The sequence below is a fragment of the Streptomyces sp. CA-243310 genome (assembly GCF_050936775.1).
Classification (GTDB): Bacteria; Actinomycetota; Actinomycetes; order Streptomycetales; family Streptomycetaceae; genus Streptomyces.
In genome coordinates, this window is the sequence record NZ_JBNJMF010000001.1 from 3484558 (window position 1) to 3508360 (window position 23803).

Annotated in this window: 20 protein-coding genes and 1 pseudogene; 9 read left to right on the forward strand and 12 right to left on the reverse strand. The window is 73.4% G+C overall.

Features of this window, described 5'->3' with window-relative positions; all coding sequences use genetic code 11:
* Positions 1-22 precede the first annotated feature (22 nt).
* From ACQEVM_RS15345 to ACQEVM_RS15355, 3 genes and pseudogenes are all read right to left on the reverse strand, one after another.
* Positions 23-1195: a GDSL-type esterase/lipase family protein gene (locus tag ACQEVM_RS15345; protein WP_433078954.1), complete on the reverse strand. Its 1173-nt coding sequence runs from the start codon at positions 1193-1195 to the stop codon at positions 23-25.
* 218 nt (positions 1196-1413) lie between these two features.
* A pseudogene (locus tag ACQEVM_RS15350) lies at positions 1414-2482 on the reverse strand (lipoate--protein ligase family protein).
* A 64-nt stretch (positions 2483-2546) separates the two neighbouring features.
* Complete coding sequence (locus ACQEVM_RS15355) at positions 2547-3488, reverse strand: helix-turn-helix transcriptional regulator (RefSeq protein ID WP_433078956.1); 942 nt, start codon at positions 3486-3488, stop codon at positions 2547-2549.
* 101 nt (positions 3489-3589) lie between these two features.
* On the opposite strand from ACQEVM_RS15355, the gene ACQEVM_RS15360 reads away from it, so the two are divergent.
* Positions 3590-5068: an MFS transporter gene (locus ACQEVM_RS15360; RefSeq protein WP_433078958.1), complete on the forward strand. Its 1479-nt coding sequence runs from the start codon at positions 3590-3592 to the stop codon at positions 5066-5068.
* 82 nt (positions 5069-5150) lie between these two features.
* Here ACQEVM_RS15360 and ACQEVM_RS15365 read toward each other — a convergent pair whose 3' ends face one another.
* Both ACQEVM_RS15365 and ACQEVM_RS15370 read right to left on the reverse strand, forming a co-directional pair.
* Positions 5151-6344 (reverse strand): anhydro-N-acetylmuramic acid kinase, encoded by a 1194-nt coding sequence (locus tag ACQEVM_RS15365; RefSeq protein ID WP_433078960.1) that lies wholly within the window; start codon positions 6342-6344, stop codon positions 5151-5153.
* On the reverse strand, positions 6341-7672 hold the full coding sequence (locus tag ACQEVM_RS15370) for an MFS transporter (RefSeq protein WP_433078962.1): 1332 nt from the start codon (positions 7670-7672) through the stop codon (positions 6341-6343). Before ACQEVM_RS15370 ends, ACQEVM_RS15365 begins: the two co-directional genes overlap by 4 nt.
* Positions 7673-7813: 141 nt before the next feature.
* Here ACQEVM_RS15370 and ACQEVM_RS15375 point away from each other — a divergent pair, with 141 nt between their 5' ends.
* A complete protein-coding gene (locus ACQEVM_RS15375; protein WP_433078964.1) occupies positions 7814-7966 on the forward strand; it encodes a hypothetical protein in 153 nt (50 codons plus the stop codon).
* A gap of 324 nt (positions 7967-8290) precedes the next feature.
* Positions 8291-9784 (forward strand): UDP-N-acetylmuramoyl-L-alanyl-D-glutamate--2,6-diaminopimelate ligase, encoded by a 1494-nt coding sequence (locus ACQEVM_RS15380; RefSeq protein WP_433078966.1) that lies wholly within the window; start codon positions 8291-8293, stop codon positions 9782-9784.
* 62 nt (positions 9785-9846) lie between these two features.
* Here ACQEVM_RS15380 and ACQEVM_RS15385 read toward each other — a convergent pair whose 3' ends face one another.
* A complete protein-coding gene (locus ACQEVM_RS15385) occupies positions 9847-11484 on the reverse strand; it encodes a serine/threonine-protein kinase (protein ID WP_433078968.1) in 1638 nt (545 codons plus the stop codon).
* Between the two features lie 236 nt (positions 11485-11720).
* On the opposite strand from ACQEVM_RS15385, the gene ACQEVM_RS15390 reads away from it, so the two are divergent.
* From ACQEVM_RS15390 to ACQEVM_RS15405, 4 genes are all read left to right on the forward strand, one after another.
* A complete protein-coding gene (locus ACQEVM_RS15390; protein WP_433078970.1) occupies positions 11721-12164 on the forward strand; it encodes a hypothetical protein in 444 nt (147 codons plus the stop codon).
* Positions 12165-12273: 109 nt separating this feature from the next.
* Entirely contained in the window at positions 12274-13149 is an 876-nt protein-coding gene (locus ACQEVM_RS15395) for a hypothetical protein (protein WP_433078972.1), read from the forward strand.
* Positions 13032-13526 carry a hypothetical protein gene (locus ACQEVM_RS15400; RefSeq protein ID WP_433080027.1) on the forward strand — a complete coding sequence of 165 codons (495 nt, stop codon included), beginning with the start codon at positions 13032-13034 and terminating at the stop codon, positions 13524-13526. Before ACQEVM_RS15395 ends, ACQEVM_RS15400 begins: the two co-directional genes overlap by 118 nt.
* Before the next feature lie 144 nt (positions 13527-13670).
* Positions 13671-13922 carry an EF-hand domain-containing protein gene (locus tag ACQEVM_RS15405; protein WP_433078974.1) on the forward strand — a complete coding sequence of 84 codons (252 nt, stop codon included), beginning with the start codon at positions 13671-13673 and terminating at the stop codon, positions 13920-13922.
* 72 nt (positions 13923-13994) lie between these two features.
* Here ACQEVM_RS15405 and ACQEVM_RS15410 read toward each other — a convergent pair whose 3' ends face one another.
* Genes ACQEVM_RS15410 through ACQEVM_RS15430 form a run of 5 tightly spaced genes read right to left on the reverse strand, consistent with a single transcriptional unit; the run spans position 13995 to position 21257 of the window.
* Positions 13995-14984: an ABC transporter substrate-binding protein gene (locus ACQEVM_RS15410; protein WP_433078976.1), complete on the reverse strand. Its 990-nt coding sequence runs from the start codon at positions 14982-14984 to the stop codon at positions 13995-13997.
* Between the two features lies 1 nt (position 14985).
* Positions 14986-17040, reverse strand: a complete 2055-nt coding sequence (locus ACQEVM_RS15415) for an ABC transporter permease subunit (protein WP_433078978.1) — start codon at positions 17038-17040, stop codon at positions 14986-14988.
* Positions 17041-17086: 46 nt separating this feature from the next.
* A complete protein-coding gene (locus ACQEVM_RS15420; RefSeq protein ID WP_433078980.1) occupies positions 17087-18196 on the reverse strand; it encodes a quaternary amine ABC transporter ATP-binding protein in 1110 nt (369 codons plus the stop codon).
* Entirely contained in the window at positions 18193-19758 is a 1566-nt protein-coding gene (locus tag ACQEVM_RS15425; RefSeq protein ID WP_433078982.1) for a GMC family oxidoreductase, read from the reverse strand. Before ACQEVM_RS15425 ends, ACQEVM_RS15420 begins: the two co-directional genes overlap by 4 nt.
* A gap of 14 nt (positions 19759-19772) precedes the next feature.
* Entirely contained in the window at positions 19773-21257 is a 1485-nt protein-coding gene (locus tag ACQEVM_RS15430) for an aldehyde dehydrogenase family protein (RefSeq protein WP_433078984.1), read from the reverse strand.
* Positions 21258-21475: 218 nt separating this feature from the next.
* Here ACQEVM_RS15430 and ACQEVM_RS15435 point away from each other — a divergent pair, with 218 nt between their 5' ends.
* Both ACQEVM_RS15435 and ACQEVM_RS15440 read left to right on the forward strand, forming a co-directional pair.
* A complete protein-coding gene (locus ACQEVM_RS15435) occupies positions 21476-22966 on the forward strand; it encodes a glutamate synthase subunit beta (RefSeq protein ID WP_433078986.1) in 1491 nt (496 codons plus the stop codon).
* 122 nt (positions 22967-23088) lie between these two features.
* Positions 23089-23445, forward strand: a complete 357-nt coding sequence (locus tag ACQEVM_RS15440; protein ID WP_433078988.1) for a hypothetical protein — start codon at positions 23089-23091, stop codon at positions 23443-23445.
* 37 nt (positions 23446-23482) lie between these two features.
* On the opposite strand, the gene ACQEVM_RS15445 is transcribed toward ACQEVM_RS15440, so the two are convergent.
* Positions 23483-23626: a hypothetical protein gene (locus ACQEVM_RS15445; RefSeq protein ID WP_433078990.1), complete on the reverse strand. Its 144-nt coding sequence runs from the start codon at positions 23624-23626 to the stop codon at positions 23483-23485.
* Between the last annotated feature and the right edge of the window lie 177 nt (positions 23627-23803).

The following is a 23803-nucleotide window of genomic DNA, read 5'->3' on the forward strand; positions in this document are numbered from 1 at the left end:
CGTACACGGTGTCAATAATTTCTTACACACCTCCGCGGGAGGTCTCGAACGCGCCGCCCGGGCCGAAGACCAGCTCGCCGAAGCGCTCACCGATGCGGCGGTGTCCCGCGGGGTCCGGGTGAAGATCGTCGGGCAGGGGCAGTTCCGCGAAGTCCGCCTCGCCGTACAGGGCGCGGCCGTCGAGGTGGTGCAGGTGCGGGTCCCCGGCCGCCCTCCGCGCGGTGATGCGGGACAGCTCCTCGCGGATGACGGTCAGCGTCAGCCGGCCCGCGGCCACGTCCGCGGGGTCGCCCGTGGCGCGAAAGCGCAGCCGCTGCCCGTCGAACTCCGCCGCGAGCGGACCCGGGGTGTCCTCCTGGAGAGGGCAGAGCACGGGGGAGACCACCAGCAGGGGCGTGTCCGGGTGGCCCTCACGGATGGTGTCGAGGAAGCCGTGGACCGCCGGGGTGAAGGCGCGCAACCGCATCAGGTCGATGTTGACCAGGTTGATGCCGATCTTGACGCTGATCAGGTCCGCGGGTGTGTCGCGCATGACGCGCGCGACGAACGGGTCGAGCAGGGCGTTGCCGCCGAAGCCCAGGTTGATCAGCTCGACCCCGCCCCGGGCGGCGGCCAGCGCGGGCCAGGTCGAGCGGGGACGCTCGGCGTTGGAACCGTGGCTGATCGAACTGCCGTGGTGCAACCACACGCGGCGGCCGTCGGCGGGCGCCGCCTCGACCGGTGCGTCGGTGCGCAGGGCGATCAACTCGGTCGTCTCCGTGTGCGGCAGCCAGATCTCGACGTCCTTCACCGCGTCGGGCAGTCCGGTGAACCGTGCGACGCCGGCCGGTCCCGCAGTCGTGACCGCGGTCCCCGCGGCCATGTCGACGGTGTGCACGTTCCCGCCGGTCACGCTCGCCCGACCGGCGAGCTGCCCGTCCACGAGCAGGTCGTACACCCCGGCGGGCCGGGGCGGAGCGCCCACGTAGGCCATCCGGGTCGGGACCGTCTCCAGCTCGACGGTGGTGGCGCGGGTGCGGAAGGCGACCCGCACGCCGGAGGTCTGGGCCTCGGTCATCGCCAGGCCCGGATCGGGGAACTGCTCGCGGGCCCAGGCGGGCAGACGGTGCGGCAGGATGCCCCGGGCGGTGTGCTCCAGGTCGATGGCGCCGCGCACGAAGGCGGGCTCGACGGGGGTGGTGATCCAGGCGGTCATGTCGGGTCCTCGGGTGTGGTCGGGCACGGCTCGGTGAACGTCCACGCACCGCCGTGTTCATGACGGCACGTGACATCCAGCGTGCAACACCGCATGCACCACCGTGCGCACCGCACCCGGTCACGGTCCCGTACCCGATCTCGTATCGGGTCACGGTCACGGTCACGTACCCGGTTCCGAGGCCCCGAGGGCTCGGCCCCAGAGCAGGCGGGCCGGGGTCACGGAACGCGCGCGGTCCACTCCTCGGAGCCGAACTTGGCGGCGGCCAACTCCCGTGCCCGCGCCATCTCCTCGGGCGTCACCGAGCCCTCCGACAGCCCGTACCGGTCCCGGAAGGACTCGATCATCCGCCGGATCACCGCGTCCCGGGGCAGCCCGGTCTGGCGGCGCAGCGGGTCCACCCGCTTCTTCGCGCTCTTCGTCCCCTTGTCCGAGAGCTTCTCCCTGCCGATGCGGAGCACGTCGAGCATCTTGTCCGCGTCGATGTCGTACGCCATGGTCACGTGGTGCAGGACCGCACCGTGCGCCCCGGCCAGGCGCTTCTGCGCGGCGCCCGCGATCTTCCCCGACTCGGTGGCGATGTCGTTGAGGGGCTGGTACCAGGCCTTCACGCCCATGCCGTCCAGGGCTCCCAACACCCAGTCGTCGAGGTAGGCGTAGCTGTCGGCGAACGACAGGCCCCGCACCAGAGCGTCCGGCACGCTCAGGGAGTACGTGATGGTGTTGCCCGGCTCGATGAACATGGCGCCGCCGCCGCTGATCCGGCGCACCACCGTCATCCCGTGCTCTTCCAGCGCCCGCGCGTCCACCTCGTTGCGCAGCGACTGGAAGCTCCCGATCACCACGGCGGGCGCACCCCACTCCCACATCCGCAGCGTCGGCGGCCGCCGCCCGGCGGCGACCTCGGCCGTCAGCACCTCGTCCAGGGCCATGTGCAGGGCGGGGGACTGGGGGGCGTCGTGGATCAGCTGCCAGTCGTAGTCCGTCCAGTCGGTGGGCGTGTGCCACCGCCCGTCGGACGGCGATCCCCACGGCCTCCGCCGTGAAACCGAACATCACGGTGCCCGGGGGGAGCGCCGCTTCGACGCGGGCCGCGAGTTGCTCGGCCGTGGCGTCCGCGGGTGCGCCGGTCAACGCGCGGTCGATGTCGAGGATGGCCTCGTCCGGTTCGAGGAAGAAGTCACCGGCGACCCGTACGCCGCGCAGTACGTCGCCGCCGTCGGCGGACTCGACGTCCAGGTCCACGACGACGAGCTTGCCACCCGGCACCTTGTACTCACCGTGCACCGGTGTGCCTCCCCTTGCTGTCCGCCCGCTGTCTCGTCGACGGCCGCCGTGGCCGCGAACACCGTCAAACGGTATCGCGATCTTCATCTGGGCGGTCTGCGCGGTCCGTGCCGTTCGGGCGGTCCGTGCCGTTCGGGCGGTCCGCGCCGTCCGGGCGGTCGAGGTGCTCCATGCGCGACAGGCGTTCCAGTCGCGAGCGGGTCTCCTCGTCCAGTGGCACGTACGTCAACAGACGCGGCCCCGCCGTGGGCCCCAACCACAGATTGCTCTGCTCCACGTGCAGCAGCCCCACGTGCGGGTTGCGGATGTACTTGGACTTGCCGCCCAGGCCGACCACCTCGTGCCGCGCCCAGATCTCCCGGAACTCCGCCGAGGCCGCGTCCAACCGGGCGAGCAGCGTCTTCCACGCCGGCTCGGTCAGGTGCTCCGCCATCGACGCCCGGAACTTGGCCGCCATCACCCGGTTCACGTCGGGCACGTCGACCATGGCCGCCCGCCACTGCGGATGGGTGAACGCCAACCACATGCAGTTCCGGTCCTCGGGCGGCAGACCGTCCAGGTCGCACAGCAACCGCCCGTAAGTGGCGTTGTACGCGAGGATGTCGTACCGGCTGTTCTGCACGCACGCCGGGATCGGCCCCAACTGGTCGAGCATCGCCCTCAGCGCCGGCGTCACGCTCGGGCAGGGGGTGTTCGGCGCCGGGTCGAGGCTGCCGGCCAGCGAGAACAGGTGAGCGCGCTCGGTGGGGTCCAGCAGCAGGGCGCGGGCGACGGCGTCCAGCACCTGCGGGGACACCTGGATCGCCCGGGCCTGCTCCAGCCACGTGTACCAGGTGACGCCGACCGCCGACAGCTGGGCCACCTCCTCGCGACGCAACCCGGGGGTGCGCCGGCGGCGCCCCGGCGGCAGCCCCACCTGTTCGGGTGTGATCCGCTCCCGCCGGCTGCGCAGGAACTCGGCCAGCTCGTGCCGGCGGACGTCGCTCTCGGGGGCCACAGTGGTCATGGGTCCAGGGTGCCTCACGGCTCAGCCGGTTTCCAGGTACTGCTGGTACCAGGACAAGGAGACTCTGGTACCCGGCTCCGAGGGGGAGGATCGTCGGGGACGTGAGTGAGACAACGGTACGCACGACCCATCCGACTCCGGCCCCCACGGACCCCGCCCCCACGGCCACCGGCCACACGGACCCCACGCCCCGGGTCGCCGCGGGCATCACCCCGCTCGGCCTGTTCACGGTCCTCCTCGGAGCGGCCCTGCCCCTGATCGACTTCTTCATCGTCAACGTCGCGCTGCCCACCATCGACAGCGACCTGGCCGCGGGCCCCGCGCTGCTGGAACTGATCGTCGCCGGCTACGGGGTCACGTACGCCGTCCTGTTGGTCCTCGGCGGCCGGCTCGGCGACATGGCCGGCCGACGCCGGCTCTTCCTCATCGGCATGGCCGCCTTCGGACTCACCTCGCTCGCCTGCGGCCTCGCCCCCACGGCCTGGACCCTCGTCGCGGCCCGCGTGGCCCAGGGCGTCGCCGCCGCGCTGATGCTCCCGCAGGTGCTCGCCACCATCCAGGCCACCACCCAGGGCGCCCACCGGGCCCGGGCGATGAGCCTCTACGGGGCCACGGCCGGGCTGTCCATGGTCGCCGGGCAGATCCTCGGCGGAGTCCTCGTCGCCGCCGACATCGCAGGCACCGGCTGGCGCTCGGTCTTCCTCGTGAACGTCCCCGTGGTGATCGTCGGCCTGGTCCTGGCGGCCCGCGCCGTCCCGGAGACCCGGTCCGAACGCCCCGCCTCGGTCGACGTGCCGGGAACCCTGCTGCTGGCCCTGACCCTGGTGTCCCTGCTGCTGCCGCTGACCGAGGGGCGGGCGGCCGGCTGGCCGCTGTGGACCTGGCTCTCGCTGGCGGTCTTCCCCTTCGCCGCCACCGCCTTCTACCTGACGGAACGGCGCGCCGACCGACTCGGCCGGAGCCCCCTCGTACCGCCGAGCCTGCTGCGCCTGGACTCGCTGCGGCGCGGACTGGTGATGCTGGTGCCGTTCTCCATCGGCTTCAGCGGGTTCATGTTCGTGATCGCGGTCGTCCTCCAACAGGCCCTGCACATGGGCCCCGTGGCGGCCGGACTGACCCTGGTGCCGATGGCACTGGCCTTCTTCGCCGCGTCCCTCGCCGGCCCCCGACTCGTCGGACGGTACGGCACCAGGGTGGTCACGGCGGGCGGCCTGCTCCAGGCGCTCGGCGTCTGCCTGATGCTCCTCGCGGTGCGACGGGACTGGCCCGATCTCGGAATCCTCGCCCTGGCTCCCGGCGTTGCCGTCGCCGGGCTCGGTCAGGGCCTGCAACTCCCGGTCCTGATGAGGCTGATGCTCTCCGACGTACCGGCCGACCGGGCCGGCGTGGGCGGCGGCGTCATGGTCACCACCCAGCAGTCCGCGCTCGCCCTCGGTGTCGCGACCGTCGGCAGTCTCTTCCTCGCCCTGGCCGCGTCGACGGGCATGCGGGACGCCCTCGTCGTGACCCTGATGGTCCAGTTGGGCCTGATCGCGCTGACGGCCCTGCTCAGCCTGCGCCTGCCGCGCGTCATGCGGTGAGCCGGCGGCGCGTGGCGCGACGTCGGTTCCGGGGGCGCGATCCACGGCCCCGGGCCGCCCGTCGGCCCGGGGAGCACCGGTCTCACCGCGGGGTCGGGCTTCGTACGACCAGCGCGTACGGGGCGTCCGGCGGGCCCGTCGGGAGGCGCAGGGGGCGGGCCCCCGGGGTGATCGAACCCAGTACGCGGGGGCCGGTCGCGCCCGTGCACGGCGGGGCATTGCCCGGCAGGCCGTGCAGGGTGAGGTACCCGAGGACCGCGAACGCGTACGCCTCCTTCGCCGCCGCGGGCAATCCCAACTCCTCGGAGGTCCGCAGCACGCCGGCGCCCAACTCCTCCCGCAGCATGCCCATGAGGGTCGGATTGCGGACGCCCCCTCCCGAGGCGAAGACCTCCCTCGCCCCGAACGGTCGCAGCGCGTCGGCCACGGTCCGGGCCGTCAGCCGGGTCAGCGTGGCGAGCACGTCCGGCCCGGACAGCCGCTCGAACCCCGCGGGCCGGGAGCCCGCGTAGCCGGCGTGGAACAACTCCTTGCCGGTGGTCTTCGGCGGGGGCAGACGGTAGTAGGGCTCCGCCGACAGCCGCTCCAGCAAGCCCTCGTGTACCCGCCCGGCCGCGGCGAGCGCACCGCCCTCGTCGTACGCGAGGCGCCCGGAGGTCAGTTCGCGCACCGCCGCGTCCATCAACGCGTTGCCGGGGCCGGTGTCGAACGCCACCGGGTCGCCGGCCGGCGTCGAGACCGTCACGTTCGCGATCCCGCCGATGTTCAGGGCCGCGGTCACACCGGGCCGCCCCCGCAGCAGCATCAGGTCGATCAGGCTCACCAGCGGCGCTCCCTGGCCCCCGGCGGCGACGTCGCGCGGCCGGAATCCCGACACCACCGGACAGCCCGTCTCCTCCGCGATCCAGGCGGGCTCCCCGAGCTGGAGCGTGCCGTGTACCCGACCGTCCGCCACCCAGTGGTACACGGTCTGGCCGTGCGAGGCGATCAACTCCGCCCCACCCGAACAGAGTTCACGGTCCGCTCGGGCGGCCAGCCGGGCGAAGGCCCGCCCGATGCCGGTGTCGAGCCGGCAGACCTCGGCCAGGCTCGTACCCGCCGGCGGCAGCGCCGCCGCGAGCGCCGCCCGCAGATCGACCGGATACGGTTCGCCGATCATGCCCAGAGGTGTGAGGCGCAGCTCCCCGGCCTCGTCACCCCGCCCCCGTTCGAGGTCGCAGGCGGCGGCGTCGACGGCGTCGTACGAGGTGCCCGACATCAGGCCGATCACTCTCATCGCAGGGGCTCCCGATGGTCGTCGCCGCGCAGGGTCAACAGGGCCACGCAGCTCAGGGCGCAGACGCCGGCGGCGTAGAGGGCGGGGACGGTCGTGTTCCCCGTCCGGGCGGTCAGGGCGGTGATGACCAGACCCGCGCAGCCGGAGAACACGGCATTGGCCAGGGCGTACGCCAATCCGAGCCCGGTGCAGCGCACCCGGCGCGGGAACATCTCGGCGAGCATCGCCGGCCCCGGGCCCGCCATCAGACCGATCAACGCCCCCGCGAACAGGAGGGCCGCCGCCTTCACCCCGAACGCGGCCCCGGGTGACTGGAGGACCCGCAGGACGGGGAGGGCGAACACGACGACACCCAGCGCCCCCGCGAGCATGACCGGCCGCCGGCCGATCCGGTCGCTGAGCATCCCGGCGGGAAGGATCGAGGCGGCGAAGCCCAGGTTGGCGAGGACGGCGGCCGGCAGGGCCTCGCGGAAGGAGACGCCCAGGGCGGACTGGAGGTGGGACGGCAGGACCACGAGGAAGCTGTACCCGGCCGCGGACCAGCCCATGACCCGCCCGACCCCGAGGACGACGGCGCGCGCCTGCTCGCCCTTCCGCCGAGGCTCGGGGGCGGCGGTTCCGCTCGGAGCCCCGTCCGGGGGAGGCCCGGGGGGCTCCTCCAGCGCGGTACGCAACCACAGCGCGACGACACCGAGCGGCAGGGCCAGCAGGAACGGGATCCGCCAGCCCCACGCGTACAGCGCGGACGGGGACAGCACCGCGGCCAGGCCGGCGGCCGTGCCGGCGCCGGCGAGCAGGCCCAGTGCGACGGTGAACGACTGCCACGCGCCGTGGAGACCGCGACGGCCCACCGGGGCGGACTCCGTCATCAGGGCCACCGCCCCGCCGAACTCCCCGCCCGCGGAGATCCCTTGCAGCACCCGCAGGAACGTGAGGAGCCAGGGCGCGGCGGCCCCGACGGTGGCCTGGGTGGGCAGCAGCCCGATCAGGGTGGTGGCCAGCGTCATCAGGCCGACGACCAGGATCAGGGTGGGGCGCCGTCCCAGACGGTCCCCCAGCCGCCCGAAGAGGAGGGCCCCCACGGGGCGGAAGAAGAACGCGAGCGCGAACGAGGCGTAGGTCGCCATCAGCGCCGCGGCCCCGCCCGTCCCCGGCCCGGCTCCGGAATCCGTGGCCGGGGCGAAGAAGTTGGCGGCGATGACGGTGGCGAAGGCGCCGTACACGCCGAACTCGTACCACTCGACGAGATTGCCGACCGAACCGGCGAGCAGCGCGCGGCGGGCGGTGGAGCGCGGGGGCGGAGCCGGCCGCAGGTCGGTCGAGGTCACCCGTGCTGCGTGCCCCTCGGGCGCCGCCCCGACGCCTCGCCGTACCCCGGTTCAACCGATCGGCTGCGCGGCGCCGCGACCGCGGCGACCGGGAAGCCCGTGTGGCGCCCGGGGTGGCGTGAGCGGCCGTACACTCGGCCCATGGACCGCACACGCATCACGGGGGAGCACCGGCACCGCGCCGGTTCCACCGCGCGCGCGGCCGCCGTGAGCCGGCCGGGCGTGAGCCCGTGGACCGCGGCCGAAGGCCAGGCCCCCACGGTCGGCCGCGGCGCCCTGCACGGCCACGGCTAGCGACAACCCCACCGGTCCCGGCCCGGCGCGCCCCTGTCCCTCGGGCAACGCCCCCGAGCCGCCTCCGAAGCCGCCCTCCGAACCCGACCGGCGCGCCCCGACCGCCGTACCCGGTATCGGAATTCCGCGGCTCGCACCTCGCACCTCGCATCGCGCACTCCGCGTCCTCCCCGCACCCCGCGCCGCTCACCCCACGCGCCACGGGGCCGGGGTGCGGGCGCGCACCATCGCACCTCCCGCCATCACCGCGGTTCCGACGTGCCGTCGGGGCCGCCGCCCGGCGGCGGCCGCAATCCGGCCCCCGCCGCCTTCGAAGGGACCACCGTGAAGTTGAGCGGGTTGCTGACAGGCCACGACCACCACGTCCTCCAGGGAGACACCGAGGCCACGCGGATCACCGCGGGCACCACCTTCGACGTGGACCGGGTGACACCGGGCTCGCTCTTCATCGCCGTGCCCGGCCACCGGGCCGGCGGCCCCGCCGCCATCGGTGCGGCCCTCGCCCGAGGCGCGGTGGCGGTGCTCGTCGACGACGACGGGGCCGCCGCCACGCGACGGGGCCCGGCGACGACTCCGGGCGTGTGCGTCGTACGCGTGTCCGACACCCGGAAGGCGGCGGCGGTCGTCTCCTCCCGCTACTTCACCGAGCCCGGCCGGCAGATGGACATGGTGGCCGTCACCGGGACCAACGGGAAGACCTCCATCTCGTACATGGTCGAGTCGCTGCTGAGGATCTCCGAGGGCGCCGCGGTGGGGGTGATCGGGACCGCGGGCAGCCGGATCGGCGACGAGGCGATCCCGATGCCCCCGTCCGTGCTGACCACACCCGAATCCCCGGACCTCCAGTACCTGCTGGGCCACATGCGGGACCGGGGCACCGGCACCGTGGTGTTGGAAGCCACCTCCATGGCCCTGCAGACGTACCGGGTCGACCGGACCTTCATCGACGTCGGCGTCTTCACCAACCTGACCCAGGACCACCTGGACGACCACGGCACGATGGCGCACTACACGGACGCCAAACTGCGCCTGTTCCAGGGCCTGTGCCGGCAGGCCGTGGTCAACGTCGACGACCCGGTGGGGGCGGGTATCCGGGCGATGATGCCGGGCGCGGTCGCCACGTACGCCGTCGACACCGAGGCCGACTACCGGGCCTCGGACCTGGTGGCGGACGCCTCCGGGACCCGCTTCACCCTGCGTCACGCCGGCCGGGAGTACGCGGCGGCGATCCCGGTTCCGGGTCGCTTCTCCGTGTCGAACGCGCTGGCCGCCGTGGCGGCCTGCCACGTCCTGGGGCACGACCTGGGCGCACTGGTCGCCGCGCTCGCCCTGATGCCCGCCGTCCCCGGCCGCTTCGAACGCTTCGTGACCCCCGCCGGCACCTCCGTCATCGTGGACTACGCGCACTCGCCCGACTCCCTGGACAAGGTGCTCACGGCGATCCGCGGCTTCGCCCGCGGCCGGGTCATCACCGTCTTCGGATGCGGCGGTGACCGGGACACCACCAAGCGGGTGGAAATGGGTCGGATCGCCGGAACCCATTCCGACCTGTGCGTCCTCACCTCGGACAACCCCCGCAACGAGGACCCCGAGGCGATCCTCGACCAGATCGCCCCGGGCATCGAGTCCACCGGCACACCGTACGAGCGGTCGTCCGACCGCCGCCGGGCGATCGGCCTCGCCCTGTCCGCCGCAGGGCCGCAGGACGTCGTACTGATCGCCGGCAAGGGCAGCGAACCGCATCAGATCGTCGGCGAAGCACTCCTGCCCTTCAGCGACATGGCCACCGTGCGCGATCTCGCCCGCCCCGCCGGCTGACCCGTCGCCGCCGGTGCTCGGCCCTTCCGGGGCGGCTCGCCGGCGTTCGGCGATCGGGCGGTTCAGTCGGAGCGTCGGTAGTGGTCGAGGGAGACCGTCACCGGGCCTCCGTCCGTGCTCGTCGCGAGCACGTTCACCACGGCGATGTCCCGGCCGTCCTGGGCCCGCACGCAGAAGGACCGCCCGGCCCCGAGCGCACTGAACGGGAGAGCGGTCACGGGGCGGCTCTCGATGCCCCGCACGCACGCGTCGAGGTCCGGCCGGCCGCCCTCGGCGATGTAGGCCTCGCTCTCCTCCGGTACGTAGAACTCGGACGCCGTGCGGCCCACGAACCACGCGGCGGTGTCCTGCGGCGCGACCTTCCCGGCCCGGATGTCGAACTCGTAGCCCTGGTCCGGGGAGGTGAGTTCCGTGCCCGTGTAGGCGGGGACGTAGCCCGGCGTCGTCCTCGACGGCGAGGGGGAGGCGGGAGGCGAGGTCGGGAGGGGCGCGTCGGCGGCACCGGCCGTCGGCTCGTCCTCGTAGGGCTCGTCGAGCAGGTACACGGCTCCGCACGCTCCGAGGACCAGGGCCGCCGCCGCGGCCAGGACGGTACGCCCGGAGCGGTGCCCCCTCGGTGCCGCGCGCCGGCGGGACGAGGACCCGGGCCCCCGCGCGGTGATCGGCGCGGCGTCGGCGGACGCCGCGGGGCCCGCGGGCGAGGCGAGCGTGGGGGTCCGCGCGGAGGTCGGGGGAGTCGCGGGTGAGGCCACCTCCGTGAGGGATCGGGGCGCCGCGGGGAGATCGGCGCGGCGCATGATCTCCGTGCCGATCCGGCGGGGCAGCCAGTCGTCGGTGAATCTGAGCCGCCCCCCGATCGACGGGTGGTCGCGCACGACCTCGATCAGTTGCGCGGGCGTCGGCCGATGAGCGGGGTCCTTGGCCAGGCACCGGTGGAGGAGCGGGTGGAGTTCGCCGGGCACGCCCGACAGATCGGGATCCTCGTGCACGGTGCGGTACAGGGCGGTGGGTCCGGGCTCGTCTCCGAAGGGCGGCGTCCCTCCGATGGCGTACACGGCCAGTGCCCCGAGCGCGAAGACGTCGGTGGCGGGGGTCACGGCCCGGCCCAGGGCCTGTTCGGGAGCCATGAAGGCCGGCGAGCCGATGACCAGGCCGACGCCGGTCAGGGCGGTCGCGTTCGCGGGGCGCGCGATGCCGAAGTCGATGACGCGGGGTCCGTCCGCCGCGACCAGTACGTTCGCGGGCTTGAGGTCCCGGTGCACCACCCCGGCGTCGTGGATCACCTGGAGTGCCTCGGCCACGCCGGCCGTGAGCAGCAGCGCGGTGCGCAGCGGCAGGATGCCGTGCTCGTCGATGACCTGCTGGAGCGACGGGCCGGGTACGTAGGCGGTGGCCAGCCAGGGGCCGGCCGCCTCGGTGCCCGAGCCGACGACCTGTGCGGTGTAGAGGCCGTGGATGCGCCGGGCGCTGGCGACCTCCTGGGCGAAGCGCCGGCGGAACTCGTGGTCCGCCGCCAGTTCCGGCCGGACCACCTTGAGGGCCACGGGGCGCCCACCGGGGGTGTGGGAGAGGTAGACGCGGCCCATTCCACCCGCGCCGAGCCGGGCGACGAGGCGGAAACCGCCCATTTCGCGCGGATCGTCCGGGGCGAGAGCCGTGAAGGGGCGGGTGAGGGGGAAACCCGGGTGTTCTGGTGCCATGGAGATATCTTGACTGAATTTTCAGTCAGTGCAAGAGTGGTGCGAAGCCGGCGACCGCTCGACCACGCATGCGCCTCCGCAGTGGCGGGCCGGAGAGCCCGATGTGCTCGCCGTAGCGAGCCTCCCGCGGTCGAACGCCCTGAAGTGGCCCGCCTCGGACACCCCGCCGAGGGCGCTGTCGGTGCCTGCCGCTAATGTCCCGTGTTTGTTCGACCAGTGCATCGACGGGGGCGGGAATGAGCGGGCAATTGAAAGACACGGCCACGGAGTTGGCCGAGGTTCTGTGGCGGGAACACACCGTCTACCGGGACCGGACCGGCGGCGTCGTCATCCGGGGGGAGCACGTCCAGCGGTGGATCAGCCTGGCACCCAGCGCAGGGCGCGACGAGGTGCTCCTGCGGGCCGGTCGGATACTCGAGGGCGGTACGACGGCTCCCGCGCGCAGCGAGGCGGTCGCCAGCCTCTCCGCCGGTACGGGGGAACTCGCCGCGGTGTGCCGCCGTCTCCTCGCGGAGACCGCTGCCGGGCCCTCGACGGCAGGATCGGGCCAGGGCCGCTCGAAGCGACGGCCGCGGCCCGCGCGGAGGGGCGGGCACACCAGCCCCGCGTCCTGGCTGGTCGTGGCCGGTGTGGTCGCCGTCGTCGGCTTCTACATGGCACGAGCGACCGGCAGGATCTGACGCCTGCCGTCCGTGTGTATGGCCGTCGGCCCGTGGCGTGGTGCCGGGGAGCGCGGACGGTCCGGGGTCTAGCCTCGGCGGCCGGACGATCATGACAGGTAGGTGCGCCGTGCCCCGTTCCGCAGTTCCCGAGACCCTTCGGCGGCCGGCCGGCGCCGGCCGGCGGCTCGGCTCCGTGCTCGTGTTGGCGACCCTGTGCGCGTTCGGGCTCGGCCCGGTCGGCACGGCCGCCGCCTCCGATCCCGGCGTCGGGGCCGGCCCGACCCCGCTGTACGTCTCCGATTACGGCAACAACCGGGTCCTGAAGGCGCCGGCCGACGGCAGCGGCGGTCAGAGCACGGTCCCCACCACCGACCTGGTCCGCCCCACCGGCATGGTCGCCGACGCGGCGGGCGACCTGTACGTCTCCGACACCGGCAACAACCGGGTGGTGCGGATCCCCTCCGACGGAGGGCCGCAGACCACGGTCCCGACCGACGGACTGTCCCGCCCCCTCGGGCTGGCCCTGGACGACACGGGCGACCTGTACATCGCCGACAGCTTCAACGACCGCGTCGTGAAGGTGCACGCCGACGGCAGCGGGCAGAGCACCGTCCCCACCAGCGGGCTGCTGCACCCGTGGGGCCTCGCCTTCGACGCCGAAGGCACCCTCTACGTCTCCGACTTCGTCAACGACCGCGTCGTCAGGCTGGCCGCGGACGGCGGCGGTCAGAGCACCGTCCCCACCACCGGCCTGTCCCAGCCGGCCGGGATCGTACTGGACCCCGGGGCAACCTGTACGTGTCCGACACCGGCAACAACCGGGTGGTGCGGGTGGCGGCCGGCGGCGGCCAGAGCACGGTTCCCGCGGTCGGACTCAACGACCCGCTGGGACTTGCCCTCGACGAGCGCGGCAACCTCTACGTCGCGGACGCCTTCAACAACCGGGTCGTGCGCCTCGCCCCGAACGGAGGCGGCCAGACCACCCTGCCCATCACCGGCCTGAACACCCCCACCGGCCTGGCCATCCCGCCCGCCCCGACCCGGCTGCGGACCACCGACGCCACCGCCCGTCGGGAATCCGACCCGCAGGCCTTGACGGTCAAGGGCCTCTCGGGCGCCCTGACCACCGCCCACGGCGCCCCCGTACCCGGTCGGACGGTGATCTTCAGCGACGCCGGGCGCGACCGCACGCTGTGCACGGCCGTCACCGACAGCCGAGGCACGGCCCGCTGTGACGCCCGGATCCACGCGCCGGCCGGCGTCCTGGACCACCTCTACGAGAACCTGCTGCGCCGCGGCTACCTGGCACGGTTCGACGGATCGCCGACCCACGCGCCGGCCGCCGCCCCGGGCACCGTACGGGCCGCCCGCCCGCACTGACCGCCCGCGCGCACCGGCCGCGTCGGACCGGGCCCACGGGGATGTGGGAGACGGGGCCGCACGGCCCCGTCGAGGGGGTCATAGGCTGTCGGTCCGGCGGACCGGACCTCCGTGGCCGCCCCCTCCTGCGGAAAGGACGACGTCATGAGCGAGAAGGCCCGCAAGCTCTTCGACGCACTCGATCTCGACAGCGACGGCGTCCTGACGCGCGTCGAGGTCATCTCGGCCCTGCGGGCGAAGGGCCCCACCCTCGCCTCCACCGGTGACCTGCCCTTCTGGGGGGTCGGTGACGTCGACGCCTCGTCGGCCCTCTTCGACCGGGCCAACCTCGACGGCGACGGGGTGCTGACCTTCGAGGAGTTCGAACGGGAGGTCAACCGCCGCTTCGGCTGGTAGCCGAGCGCGGACACGACGGCGCCCCGCCACCGGAACTCCGGTGGCGGGGCGCCGTCGCGAACCCGGGAGGGGTCAGCGGACCCAGGGACGCCAGACGTCCTCGTGCCGCTCCACCCACTTCTTCGCCGCCTGCTGAGGAGACAACTTCTCCTCGGCGATCATCAGGGCGACCTCGTTCTGTTCCTCCACGGTCCAGTGGAACTTCTTCAGGAACCCGGCGGCCTTCCCGCCGTCGTCCGCGAACCGCGCGTTCAGGTACTTCTGCAACGGTGTGTGCGGGTAGGCGCAGGCCACCTTCTCGGGGTCGGCGTCGCAGCCCTCCTTGTACTCGGGCAGCTTCACCTCGGTCATCGGAACCCGCTCGAACAGCCACTGGGGCTTGTACCAGTACGTCAGGAAGGGCTTCTTCTCCTTGGCGAACTGCTTGATCTGGGTGATCTGGGCGGCCTCGGAACCGGCGAAGACCACCTCCAGGTCCAGCTTCAGGTTCTTGACCAAGGCCTTGTCGTTCGTCACGTACGAAGGCGAGCCGTCCATCAGCTGACCCTTGCCGCGGCTCTCGGGCGTGCGCAGCTGGTCGGTGTACTTGCCGAGGTTCTTCCAGTCGGTGACGTCCGGGTGCTGCTTCGCGAAGTAGGTCGGGACGAACCAGCCGATGTGGCCCGTGACCCCGAGGTCACCGCCGCCCACGATGGTCTTCTTGTCCTCGACGTAACGCTTCTGCTGCTCGGGGTGGCCCCAGTCCTCCAGGATCGCGTCGACCCGGCCCTGACTGAGGGCGTCCCACGCGGGCACCTCGTCCACCTGGACGGTGTCCACCCGGTAGCCCAGCTCGTGTTCGAGCAGGTAGCCCGCCACGGCCGTGTTGGCCTGCGCGCCGACCCAGGACTGCACGGACAGCGTGACCGTCTTGGCGCCCTGGGCGGCCGCGTACGGGGACGCCTGGCGGGTCATGTCGGCCGCTCCGCAGCCGGTGACGACGGCCAGGGTGCTCGCCGCGGCGAGCGCGGCGACGATCCGTCGGCGGGCACGTCTCACGGGAAGGGTTCGCGTCTCGGGCATCTCAGGCCTCCTTCGTCTTCGTCGCGGGCTGGGTGACACGGTCGAGCATCAGGCCCAGGCAGACGATCGCGGCACCCGCGACCAGTCCGGTGGCCAGGTCACCCTGGGCCAGGCCCAGGACGACGTCGTAGCCGAGGGCGCCACCGCCGACCAGACCGCCGATGATGACGACGGCGAGGACCAGCACGACGGCCTGGTTGACGGCCAGCAGCAGGGCCGGCCGGGCCAGCGGAAGCTGTACCTGCCGCAACTGCTGGGAGCCGGTCGCCCCGAGGGAGCGCGCGGACTCCATCGCGGCCGGGTTGACCTCGCGCAGCCCCTGCGTGGTGATGCGGACGACGGCGGGCAGCGCGTACACGACGGCGGCGGCCGCCGCCGGGGCGCGGCCCACACCGAAGAGCGCGACGACCGGGATGAGGTACACGAACTGCGGCATCGTCTGGCACACGTCTAGCACGGGCCGCAACAGCCGCTCGGCGCGGGCGCTGCGGGCCGCGCCGACGGAGATCGCGAAGCCGAGCACCAGGGTCACCGCGACGGCGGCGAGCACCTGCGAGAGCGTGTCCAGCGCGGGTTCCCACACGCCGAGGACGCCGATGGCGGCCAGGGCGAGCACGGCGGTCAGCGCGGTGCGCCGGGTACCGACCAGGACGCCGATCGCGCCGACCAGCAGCAGGAGCAGCCACCACGGGGAGGCCTGGAGTCCGGAGCGCAGCGGGTCCAGGAGCCAGCCGGTGAAGCGGGCCGCCCAGTCGGCGGTGCCGCCGACGACGGGAACCCCGGAGTAGAGGTGGTCGGTCATCCAGGCCACGGCCCGGTTGACGGGGTCCGCCAGGGACACGTTCCAGGAGTCGGGCCACTGCGAGGTGCCCAGCATCCGTCCGCCCACCGCCACCGCGACCACCGCGAGGAGGCAGAGCAGACGCCCGTACCAACCGGCGAAGACGCGACGCAGGAAGTGCTGCTCGGCGGCCCGGGGCGGGTTGGTGCCGAGCCGGGCACCCGCCGCGTCGGCCGTGCGGTCGAGGACCACGGCCAGCAGCACGATCGGGATGCCCGCGGCGAGCGCCGCGCCGACGTCGACGGAGGCCAGGGCCTGGTAGACCCGGTCGCCGAGGCCGCCCGCACCGATCACGGAGGCGATGACGGCCATGGACAGGCCCATCATGATGGCCTGGTTGACGCCGAGCAGGATCTGCCGGCGCGCCAGCGGAAGGCGCGCGGTCAGCAGCCGCTGGCGGCCGGTCGCGCCGAGCGAGGCGGCGGCCTCCATGACCCCGGCGTCGGCGTCGCGCAGACCGAGCGCGGTCAGGCGCGCCATGGGCGGGGCGGCGTAGACGACGGTGGCGAGCACGGCGGCGGGCACCCCGATGCCGAAGACCAGCACCATCGGCAGCAGGTACGCGAACGCGGGCAGGATCTGCATGGTGTCGAGCACGGGGCGCAGGACGCGCTCGGTGCGCGGCGACAGCCCGGCCGCCAGGCCGAGCAGCCCGCCGACGGCGACCGAGGCGGCGACCGCCACGACCATCAGGGCCAGCGTCTGCATGGTGGGGATCCACATGCCCAGCAGGCCGCAGACCGCGAAGGCGGCCATCGACGTCAGGGCGAGCCGGACACCGGCGAGGCGCCAGGCGACGAGCCCGGCCAGCGCGGTGACACCGGTCCAGCCGGCGGCGAGCAGGACCACGTACACGGCACGCACGGACACCACGACCACGTTGCTGACGTGCCCGAAGAAGTACAGGAACAGCGGGTGGCTGTCACGGTGGTCGATGATCCAGTCACCGGCCCGGCCGAGGGGACCCGACAGGTCCACGGCAAGGGCGCCGGGCCAACTGCCCGCGCCGGGGAAGAGGAATCCGAGCGTGATCACCGCGGCCGCGGCGACGGCGAGGGGCAGGACCCGGCGACCGACACGGAAGGGGAACCCGGACCCGGGGCGACGGGGCGAGGAGCCGTCGGTGGAGGGGGACGAACCGCCGGTGGGCGGCTTCGTGTCCGTCTGGGCGGGCGACGAGGCGGGCTCGCGCACGGGCGTAGTGGTGGAGGTCATCGCCACCACCCCCGGGGCGTGGGGACGTTGCGGACGGCGCTCGTTCTCATGCGGCCACCTCCCCGGTCCGGGGGGCGGGTATCCCGGCGACGACGGCGAGCAGCGCCGCGTCGTCGACCACGCCGAGACAGCGGCCCTGGTCGACGACCCGCGCGGGGCCGCCGCTGCGGGCCACGGCCTCGATGGCGTCGACGACGGTGGTGGTCGGGTTCAGCGCCGGGCCGTGCTCGGCCTCGGCGGCGGACGCGGGACGCATGGCGCTGCGCACGGTGAGCACCTGCTCGCGCGGAACGTCGCGCACGAAGTCGCGCACGTAGTCGTCGGCGGGGGAGCCGACGATCTCCTCGGGCGTGCCGAGCTGCACGATCTCACCGTCGCGCATGAGGGCGATCCGGTCACCGAGGCGCAGGGCCTCGGACAGGTCGTGGGTGATGAAGACCATCGTGCGGCCCTCCTCGTGGTGCAGGCGGGCCACCTCCTCCTGCATCTCCCGGCGGATCAGCGGGTCCAGGGCGCTGAACGGTTCGTCGAACAGCAGGACCTCGGGGTCGGCGGCGAGGGCGCGGGCGAGGCCCACGCGCTGCTGCTGGCCACCGGACAGCTCGCCGGGGCGGCGCTCCTCCAGGCCTTCGAGCCCGACCTTGGCGGTCATCTCGGCGGCCTTGGCGCGCCGTTCGGCGCGGCCCATCCCCTGGATCTCCAGACCGTAGGCGACGTTGTCCAGCACCGAACGGTGGGGCAGCAGGCCGAAGTGCTGGAAGACCATGGCGGCGCGGTGCCGGCGCAGCTCCCGCAGCCTGGCCCGGTCCATCGCCAGCACGTCCTCGCCGTCGATGGAGAGGGAGCCCGCGGTGGGCTCGATCAGGCGGGTCAGACAGCGGACGAGCGTGGACTTGCCGGAGCCGGACAGGCCCATCACCACGAAGGCCTCGCCCCTGCGGACGTCGAAGCTGACATCACGCACGGCGGCGGTGCAGCCGGTGCGCTCGCGCAGTTCGGCGGGGGACAGGTCGGCGTGGGCGGATCCGGGCACCTTGGCAGCCGCGGCGCGGGGGCCGAAGACCTTCCAGAGGCCGTCGACGGCGAACACCGGCGGCCGGGTGTCGGGGGTCGATCCGTTGGAACTCTCGTCGGTCGTGTGCGTCTTCGGGTTCATCGCGTGGCGCCTCCCAGCAGCTCGGCGGCTTTTTCGCCGACCATGAGCACTCCGATCATCGGATTGACCGCGGGCATCGTCGGGAAGACCGACGCGTCCGCGATCCGGATCCCGTCCAGGCCCCGGACCCTCAGGTCCGGTCCCACGACGGCCCCGGGGTCGTCCGCCGCCCCCATGCGGCAGGTGCCCGCGGGGTGGTAGACGGTGTGGGCGACGGAGCGGGCGTACGCGCTCAGCTCCTCGTCACCGGTGATCTCCGGACCGGGGCACACCTCGCGCTTGAGCCATCCGGCCAGCGGCTCCGCCGCCGCGATCTCACGGGCGATCTTGATGCCGTCGACCAGCGTGCGGGCGTCGTAGTCCTCGTCGTCCGTGAAGTACCGGAAGTCCAGGGCGGGCTTCACCTCGGGGTCCGCGCTGGTCAGGTACAGCCGGCCGCGGCTGCGCGGCTTCGGGATGTTCGGGGTCAACGACACGCCGTGCGCGGGGCGTTCGTAGCCGATGCGCTCCGGGTTGTCGGTGAAGGGGACCTGGTAGAAGTGGAACATCAGGTCCGGACCCGCGGACGCGGGGTCGCGCCGTACGAACAGGCCGGCGTCGCTGTCCATCGCCGAGTTCTCGGGGATGGGACCGTCCGTCTCCCACACGATCACCGACTCGGGGTGGTCGAGGAGGTTCTCGCCGACACCGGGCAGGTCGTGGACCGGGGGAATGCCGAGCGCCTCCAGGTCCTCGCGCGGGCCGATGCCGGAGTGCAGCAGCAGGCGGGGGGTGTCGACCGCGCCCGCGCACACCACGACCTCGCGGCGGGCCCGCAGCAGCGACCGGGTCCCGTCCTGGGACCGTACGTGGACCCCGCGCGCCCGGGTCCCCTCCAGCTCCAGCCGGTACGCCCAGGTCTCCAGCAGCAGGGTCAGGTTCTCCCGCACGTCCATGATCGGGTGGAGGTAGGCCACCGAGGCGGAGGACCGCTTGTTGGTCTCCGGGTGGTAGGCGAGGTCGAAGAACCCGGCGCCCTCGTGGAACGGCTTCGCGTTGAAGCCCTCGACGCGGGGGACGCCCAGGGCGTGCTCGGCGGCGTCCACGAAGTCGCGGGCGATGGCGTTCCGGTCGGCCTCGCCGACGGGGACGATGTTGTTCAGCAGCCGGTCGAAGTACGGGTCCATGGCGGCGGCGTGCCAGCCCTCGGCGCCCGCGTCCGACCACTCGTCCCAGTCGGACGGCAGCGGCTTGAAAGCGATCAGGGTGTTGTGCGAGGAGCAGCCGCCGAGGACGCGGGCGCGGCTGTGTCTGATGTGCGAGTTGCCGCGGGGCTGCTCGGTGGTGGGGTAGTCGTAGTCGAGTTCCCCGCCGAGCAGGCCCATCCAGCGGCGCAGGGTGAGGACGTCGGGACGGTCGACATCGCTCGGCCCGCCCTCGATGACGGCGACCGTGACGTTCGGGTCCTGGGTCAGCCGGGCGGCGATCACCGAGCCGGCGGTGCCGCCGCCGACGATGACGTAGTCGTACTCGTGAAGGGTTTCCTCGGCGACGTGTCCGCCGGAGTCCGTGTGCGTCGTCATGATGGTGCTCCCTTTCAGCCCGCGAACCAGCGCACGGGGCGCGGCGCCAGGTTCTGGTAGACGTGCTTCGTCTCGCGGTACTCGGCGAGACCCGACGGTCCGAGCTCGCGCCCGACACCGGACTTCCCGAAACCGCCCCACTCCGCCTGCGGGAGGTAGGGGTGGAAGTCGTTGATCCAGACGGTGCCGTGGCGCAGTCGGCCCGCCACCCGGCGGGCGCGGCCCTGGTCGGAGGTCCACACGGCGCCCGCGAGCCCGTACTCGGTGTCGTTCGCCAGCGCCACGGCCTCGTCCTCGGTGCGGAACGTCTCCACGGTCAGGACCGGACCGAAGACCTCCTCGCGCACGACGCGCATCCGGCGGTCGCAGTGGTCCAGCACGGTCGGACGGTAGAAGTTGCCCGGTCCCTCGGGGCGTTCGCCGCCGGCACGCAGCACGGCGCCCTCGGCGAGGGCGGAGGCGACGAACGACTCGGTGCGTTCCCGCTGCGCGGCCGAGACCATCGGGCCGCACTCGACGCCCGCGTCGGTGCCGCGACCGAGGCGGATCTTCTCGGCGCGACGGGCGAGTTCGGTGACGAAGCGGTCCCGCACCGACTCCTCGATGATCAGCCGCGATCCGGCCGAGCAGACCTGACCGCTGTGGATGAAGGCGGCGTTCAAGGCCTGGTCGACGGCGGTGTCGAAGCCGTCGGCGGTGGCGCAGGAGTCCGCGAAGACGACGTTGGGGTTCTTGCCGCCGAGTTCGAGGGCGACCTTCTTGACGGTGTCGGCCGCGGCGTGCGCGACCTTCGTACCGCTGGCCAGTCCGCCGGTGAACGACACGAGGTCGACGTCGGGGTGGGCCGAGAGACGAGCACCGACGGGGTCGCCGGCGCCGGTCACCAGGTTGGCGACGCCCGCCGGCAGTCCGGCCTCCACCAGCAGTTCGACGAGGACGACCGTGCTCAGCGGGGTCAGCTCGCTGGGCTTGATGACGAAGGTGTTGCCCGCGGCCAATGCCGGGGCCACCTTCCAGCTCGCCTGGAGCAGCGGATAGTTCCACGGAGTGATCAGGGCGCACACCCCGACCGGCTCGTGGACGACCACGCTGTGGATGTCGGCGGAGCCGGCGTCCACGACCCGGCCGCCACCCTCGCCGATGACGAGGTCGGCGAAGTAGCGGAAGGCGGCGCTGACGCAGTCCACGTCCACGCGACCCTCCTCCAGGGTCTTGCCGGCGTCCAGGCTCTCCAGGAGCGCGATCCGCTCCCGGTCGCGCTGGAGCAGGTCGGCCGTGCGGCGCAGCACCTCGGCGCGCTCGGCCACCGGGGTCTGCGGCCACTCGCCGCCGTCGAAGGCGGCGCGGGCGGCACCGACGGCCGCGTCGGCATCGGCGGCGCTGCCCTCGGCGACCACCGCGAGCACGGTGCCATCGGCGGGATCCAGGATCTCCCTCGTGGCGCCGGTCGACGCGGACCGCCACTTTCCGGCTGTGTGAATGCTCAGTTGCTCCGACACGACGCGCTGTACCTCCGGTTTCCGCACCGCGGCGGACCCGCGGTGATGGTGCAGTGGGGCCCGCCTGCCCCCAGGAGGCGAGGTCATGTCCCCTGCGTCACGGGAAGTGACCGGTGTCACGTTCGCGAGCACCCGTTTCCGGCTCCCGGGAAACGCCGACAAAGGCGGCGTAACCTGGTCGAACCGCCGTATCCGCGCGTGAATCCTGGAGGCGGCGCATGACCGATCCGTTCGGCTTCCTCAGGACGCCCCGCAGCCCCGTCCCGGCGCGCCCCGCGGACGCACGGCTCGGCGACTGGCGCGAGGTCCACTCCGGGCAGGCGCTGCTTCCCCTCGTGTCCGAGCAGGCGAACCGGTGCATGGACTGCGGGATCCCCTTCTGCCACGCCGGCTGCCCGCTGGGGAACCTGATCCCCGAGTGGAACGCGTACGCCGCCCACGGCGCCTGGCGGGCCGCCTCCGACCGGCTGCACGCGACGAACAACTTCCCCGAGTTCACCGGCCGACTCTGCCCGGCCCCCTGCGAGGACGCCTGCGTCCTGACGATCAACGCCGACGCCGTGACCATCAAGAACGTCGAGCAGACCATCGCCGACCAGGCGTGGGAGCACGCCTACACCGCCCCGGCGCCGCCCGGCCGGCTCAGCGGCAAGACCGTCGCGGTCATAGGGTCCGGTCCCGCGGGCCTCGCCGCGGCCCAGCAGCTCACCCGCGCCGGACACACCGTCGTCGTCCACGAGCGGGCCGACCGGATCGGCGGACTGCTCCGCTACGGCATCCCGGCGTTCAAGATGGAGAAGTCGCACCTGGACCGCCGCGTCGAACAGATGCGGGCCGAGGGCACCGTCTTCCGTACGGAGAGTGACATCGGCGGTCGGGTCGACGCGGCGGACCTCCGCCGGCGGTACGACGCCGTCGTCGTCGCGGTCGGTGCCATGGAGCGCAGGGAGCTGACCGTACCGGGTCGGGAGCTGCGCGGCATCCACCAGGCCATGGACTACCTGACCGGCGCGAACAGGGTCGTGGAGGGCGACATCGCGGAACCCGAGGTCACCGCCGCGGGACGGCACGTCGTGATCGTCGGGGGCGGGGACACCGGCTCCGACTGCCTGGGCACGGCCCTGCGTCAGCGCGCCCTGTCGGTGGTCCAGCTCGACATCAACCCGGAGCCCGGCCCCACCCGGCCCGACTCCCAGCCCTGGCCCGTGTACCCGAAGGTCTACCGGATCTCCCACGCCCACGAGGAGGCACGCGGCCGCCACGGCGCCGATCCCCGGGCCTTCGCCTGCGCGACCCTGCACTTCGAGGGCGACGCGACCGGCCGGGTACGGGCCCTGCGCCTGACCGGGGTGGAGCCCGCGCGACGCAGTGCCCTGCCCGGCACCGAGCGGCTGATCGAAGCCGGGCTGGTCCTGCTGGCGCTCGGCTTCTCGGGGCCCGAGAAGGCCTGCGGCCTGGGTGAGCAGCTCGGTCTCGTCCGGGACGAGCGGGGCAACTTCGCGAGGGACGACGACTTCGCGGCGCTCGGCGGTCCGTCCCGGGCGACGGACGGGGTGTTCGTGGCGGGCGATGCCGGGCGCGGGCAGTCCCTCGTGGTGTGGGCCATCGCGGAGGGCCGCTCGGTCGCCGCCGCGGTCGACCGCTACCTGACGGGCGGCACCGCCCTCCAGGCCCCGGTCCGCGCGCGGGACCGGCCGCTGCTCACGTGAGCCGGGCCGCCGGGCACGAGCGCCCCGAGGACCGGTCGCGCCGGTCCCTCGGCCCGAGTCTTCACGTGTGCGCAGGCCCGCGCATGCACATCAATGCCTTCCCGACGGACAGACGTAGTGGTATGACCACGCAGCGAACAGATCAGTTCGATTCGGACCGTATCGGGACCCGGCCCCGCGCCGAGGTCGAGCAGCGCCACGCCGCGCTGGAGGCCGACGCCCTCGGGCCGCACGGCGGGACCCAGCTCGCCCGCGGGGCCCTGACCGGCTACCAGTGGGCCCTGGGGCGGGGCGACGGGGCCCCCGTCACCGGCGCCGTGGCCGAGAGCACGCCCGACATGGACCTGCTGACGGCCGAGGTGGACGCCGCCACGGTGCAACTGGAGGCCGGCCCGCTGAGGGCCCTGCCGCGCGACTACGCCCAGGGGGTGCACGACGCCCTGGCGTGGGTGTGCGGCCACACCGAGGTCTCTCCCTGACGGACCGGTTGACGGACCGGTTGACGGACTGACGTGTTCAGTGCTCCGAGGCCCCGAACTCGGCGTGCTGCGTCCTGAGCGCGAAGTCCGGTTCCCCGGTCGGTTCGGCGGGCGGCAGGCACACCCGCCGCGCCTCCGCGCGTGCCTCGATCAGCAGCTTCTCGAACGCCTCGTCCGTCATGGTCCTCACCGTCCCGGTCCGGCCCCCGGCCTCGTGGCCGGTCCGCCGTACCCACTGATGATTCGTCGCCGAGCGCGGCCGGGTTTGGCGGGGCGCCGAGCGACGGGCCGCGGGCCGGCGGCCAGGTGGCGGCGCGGTCCGCCCGCTTTCGAGTGACGTCGGCGCTTCGTGCCGCCT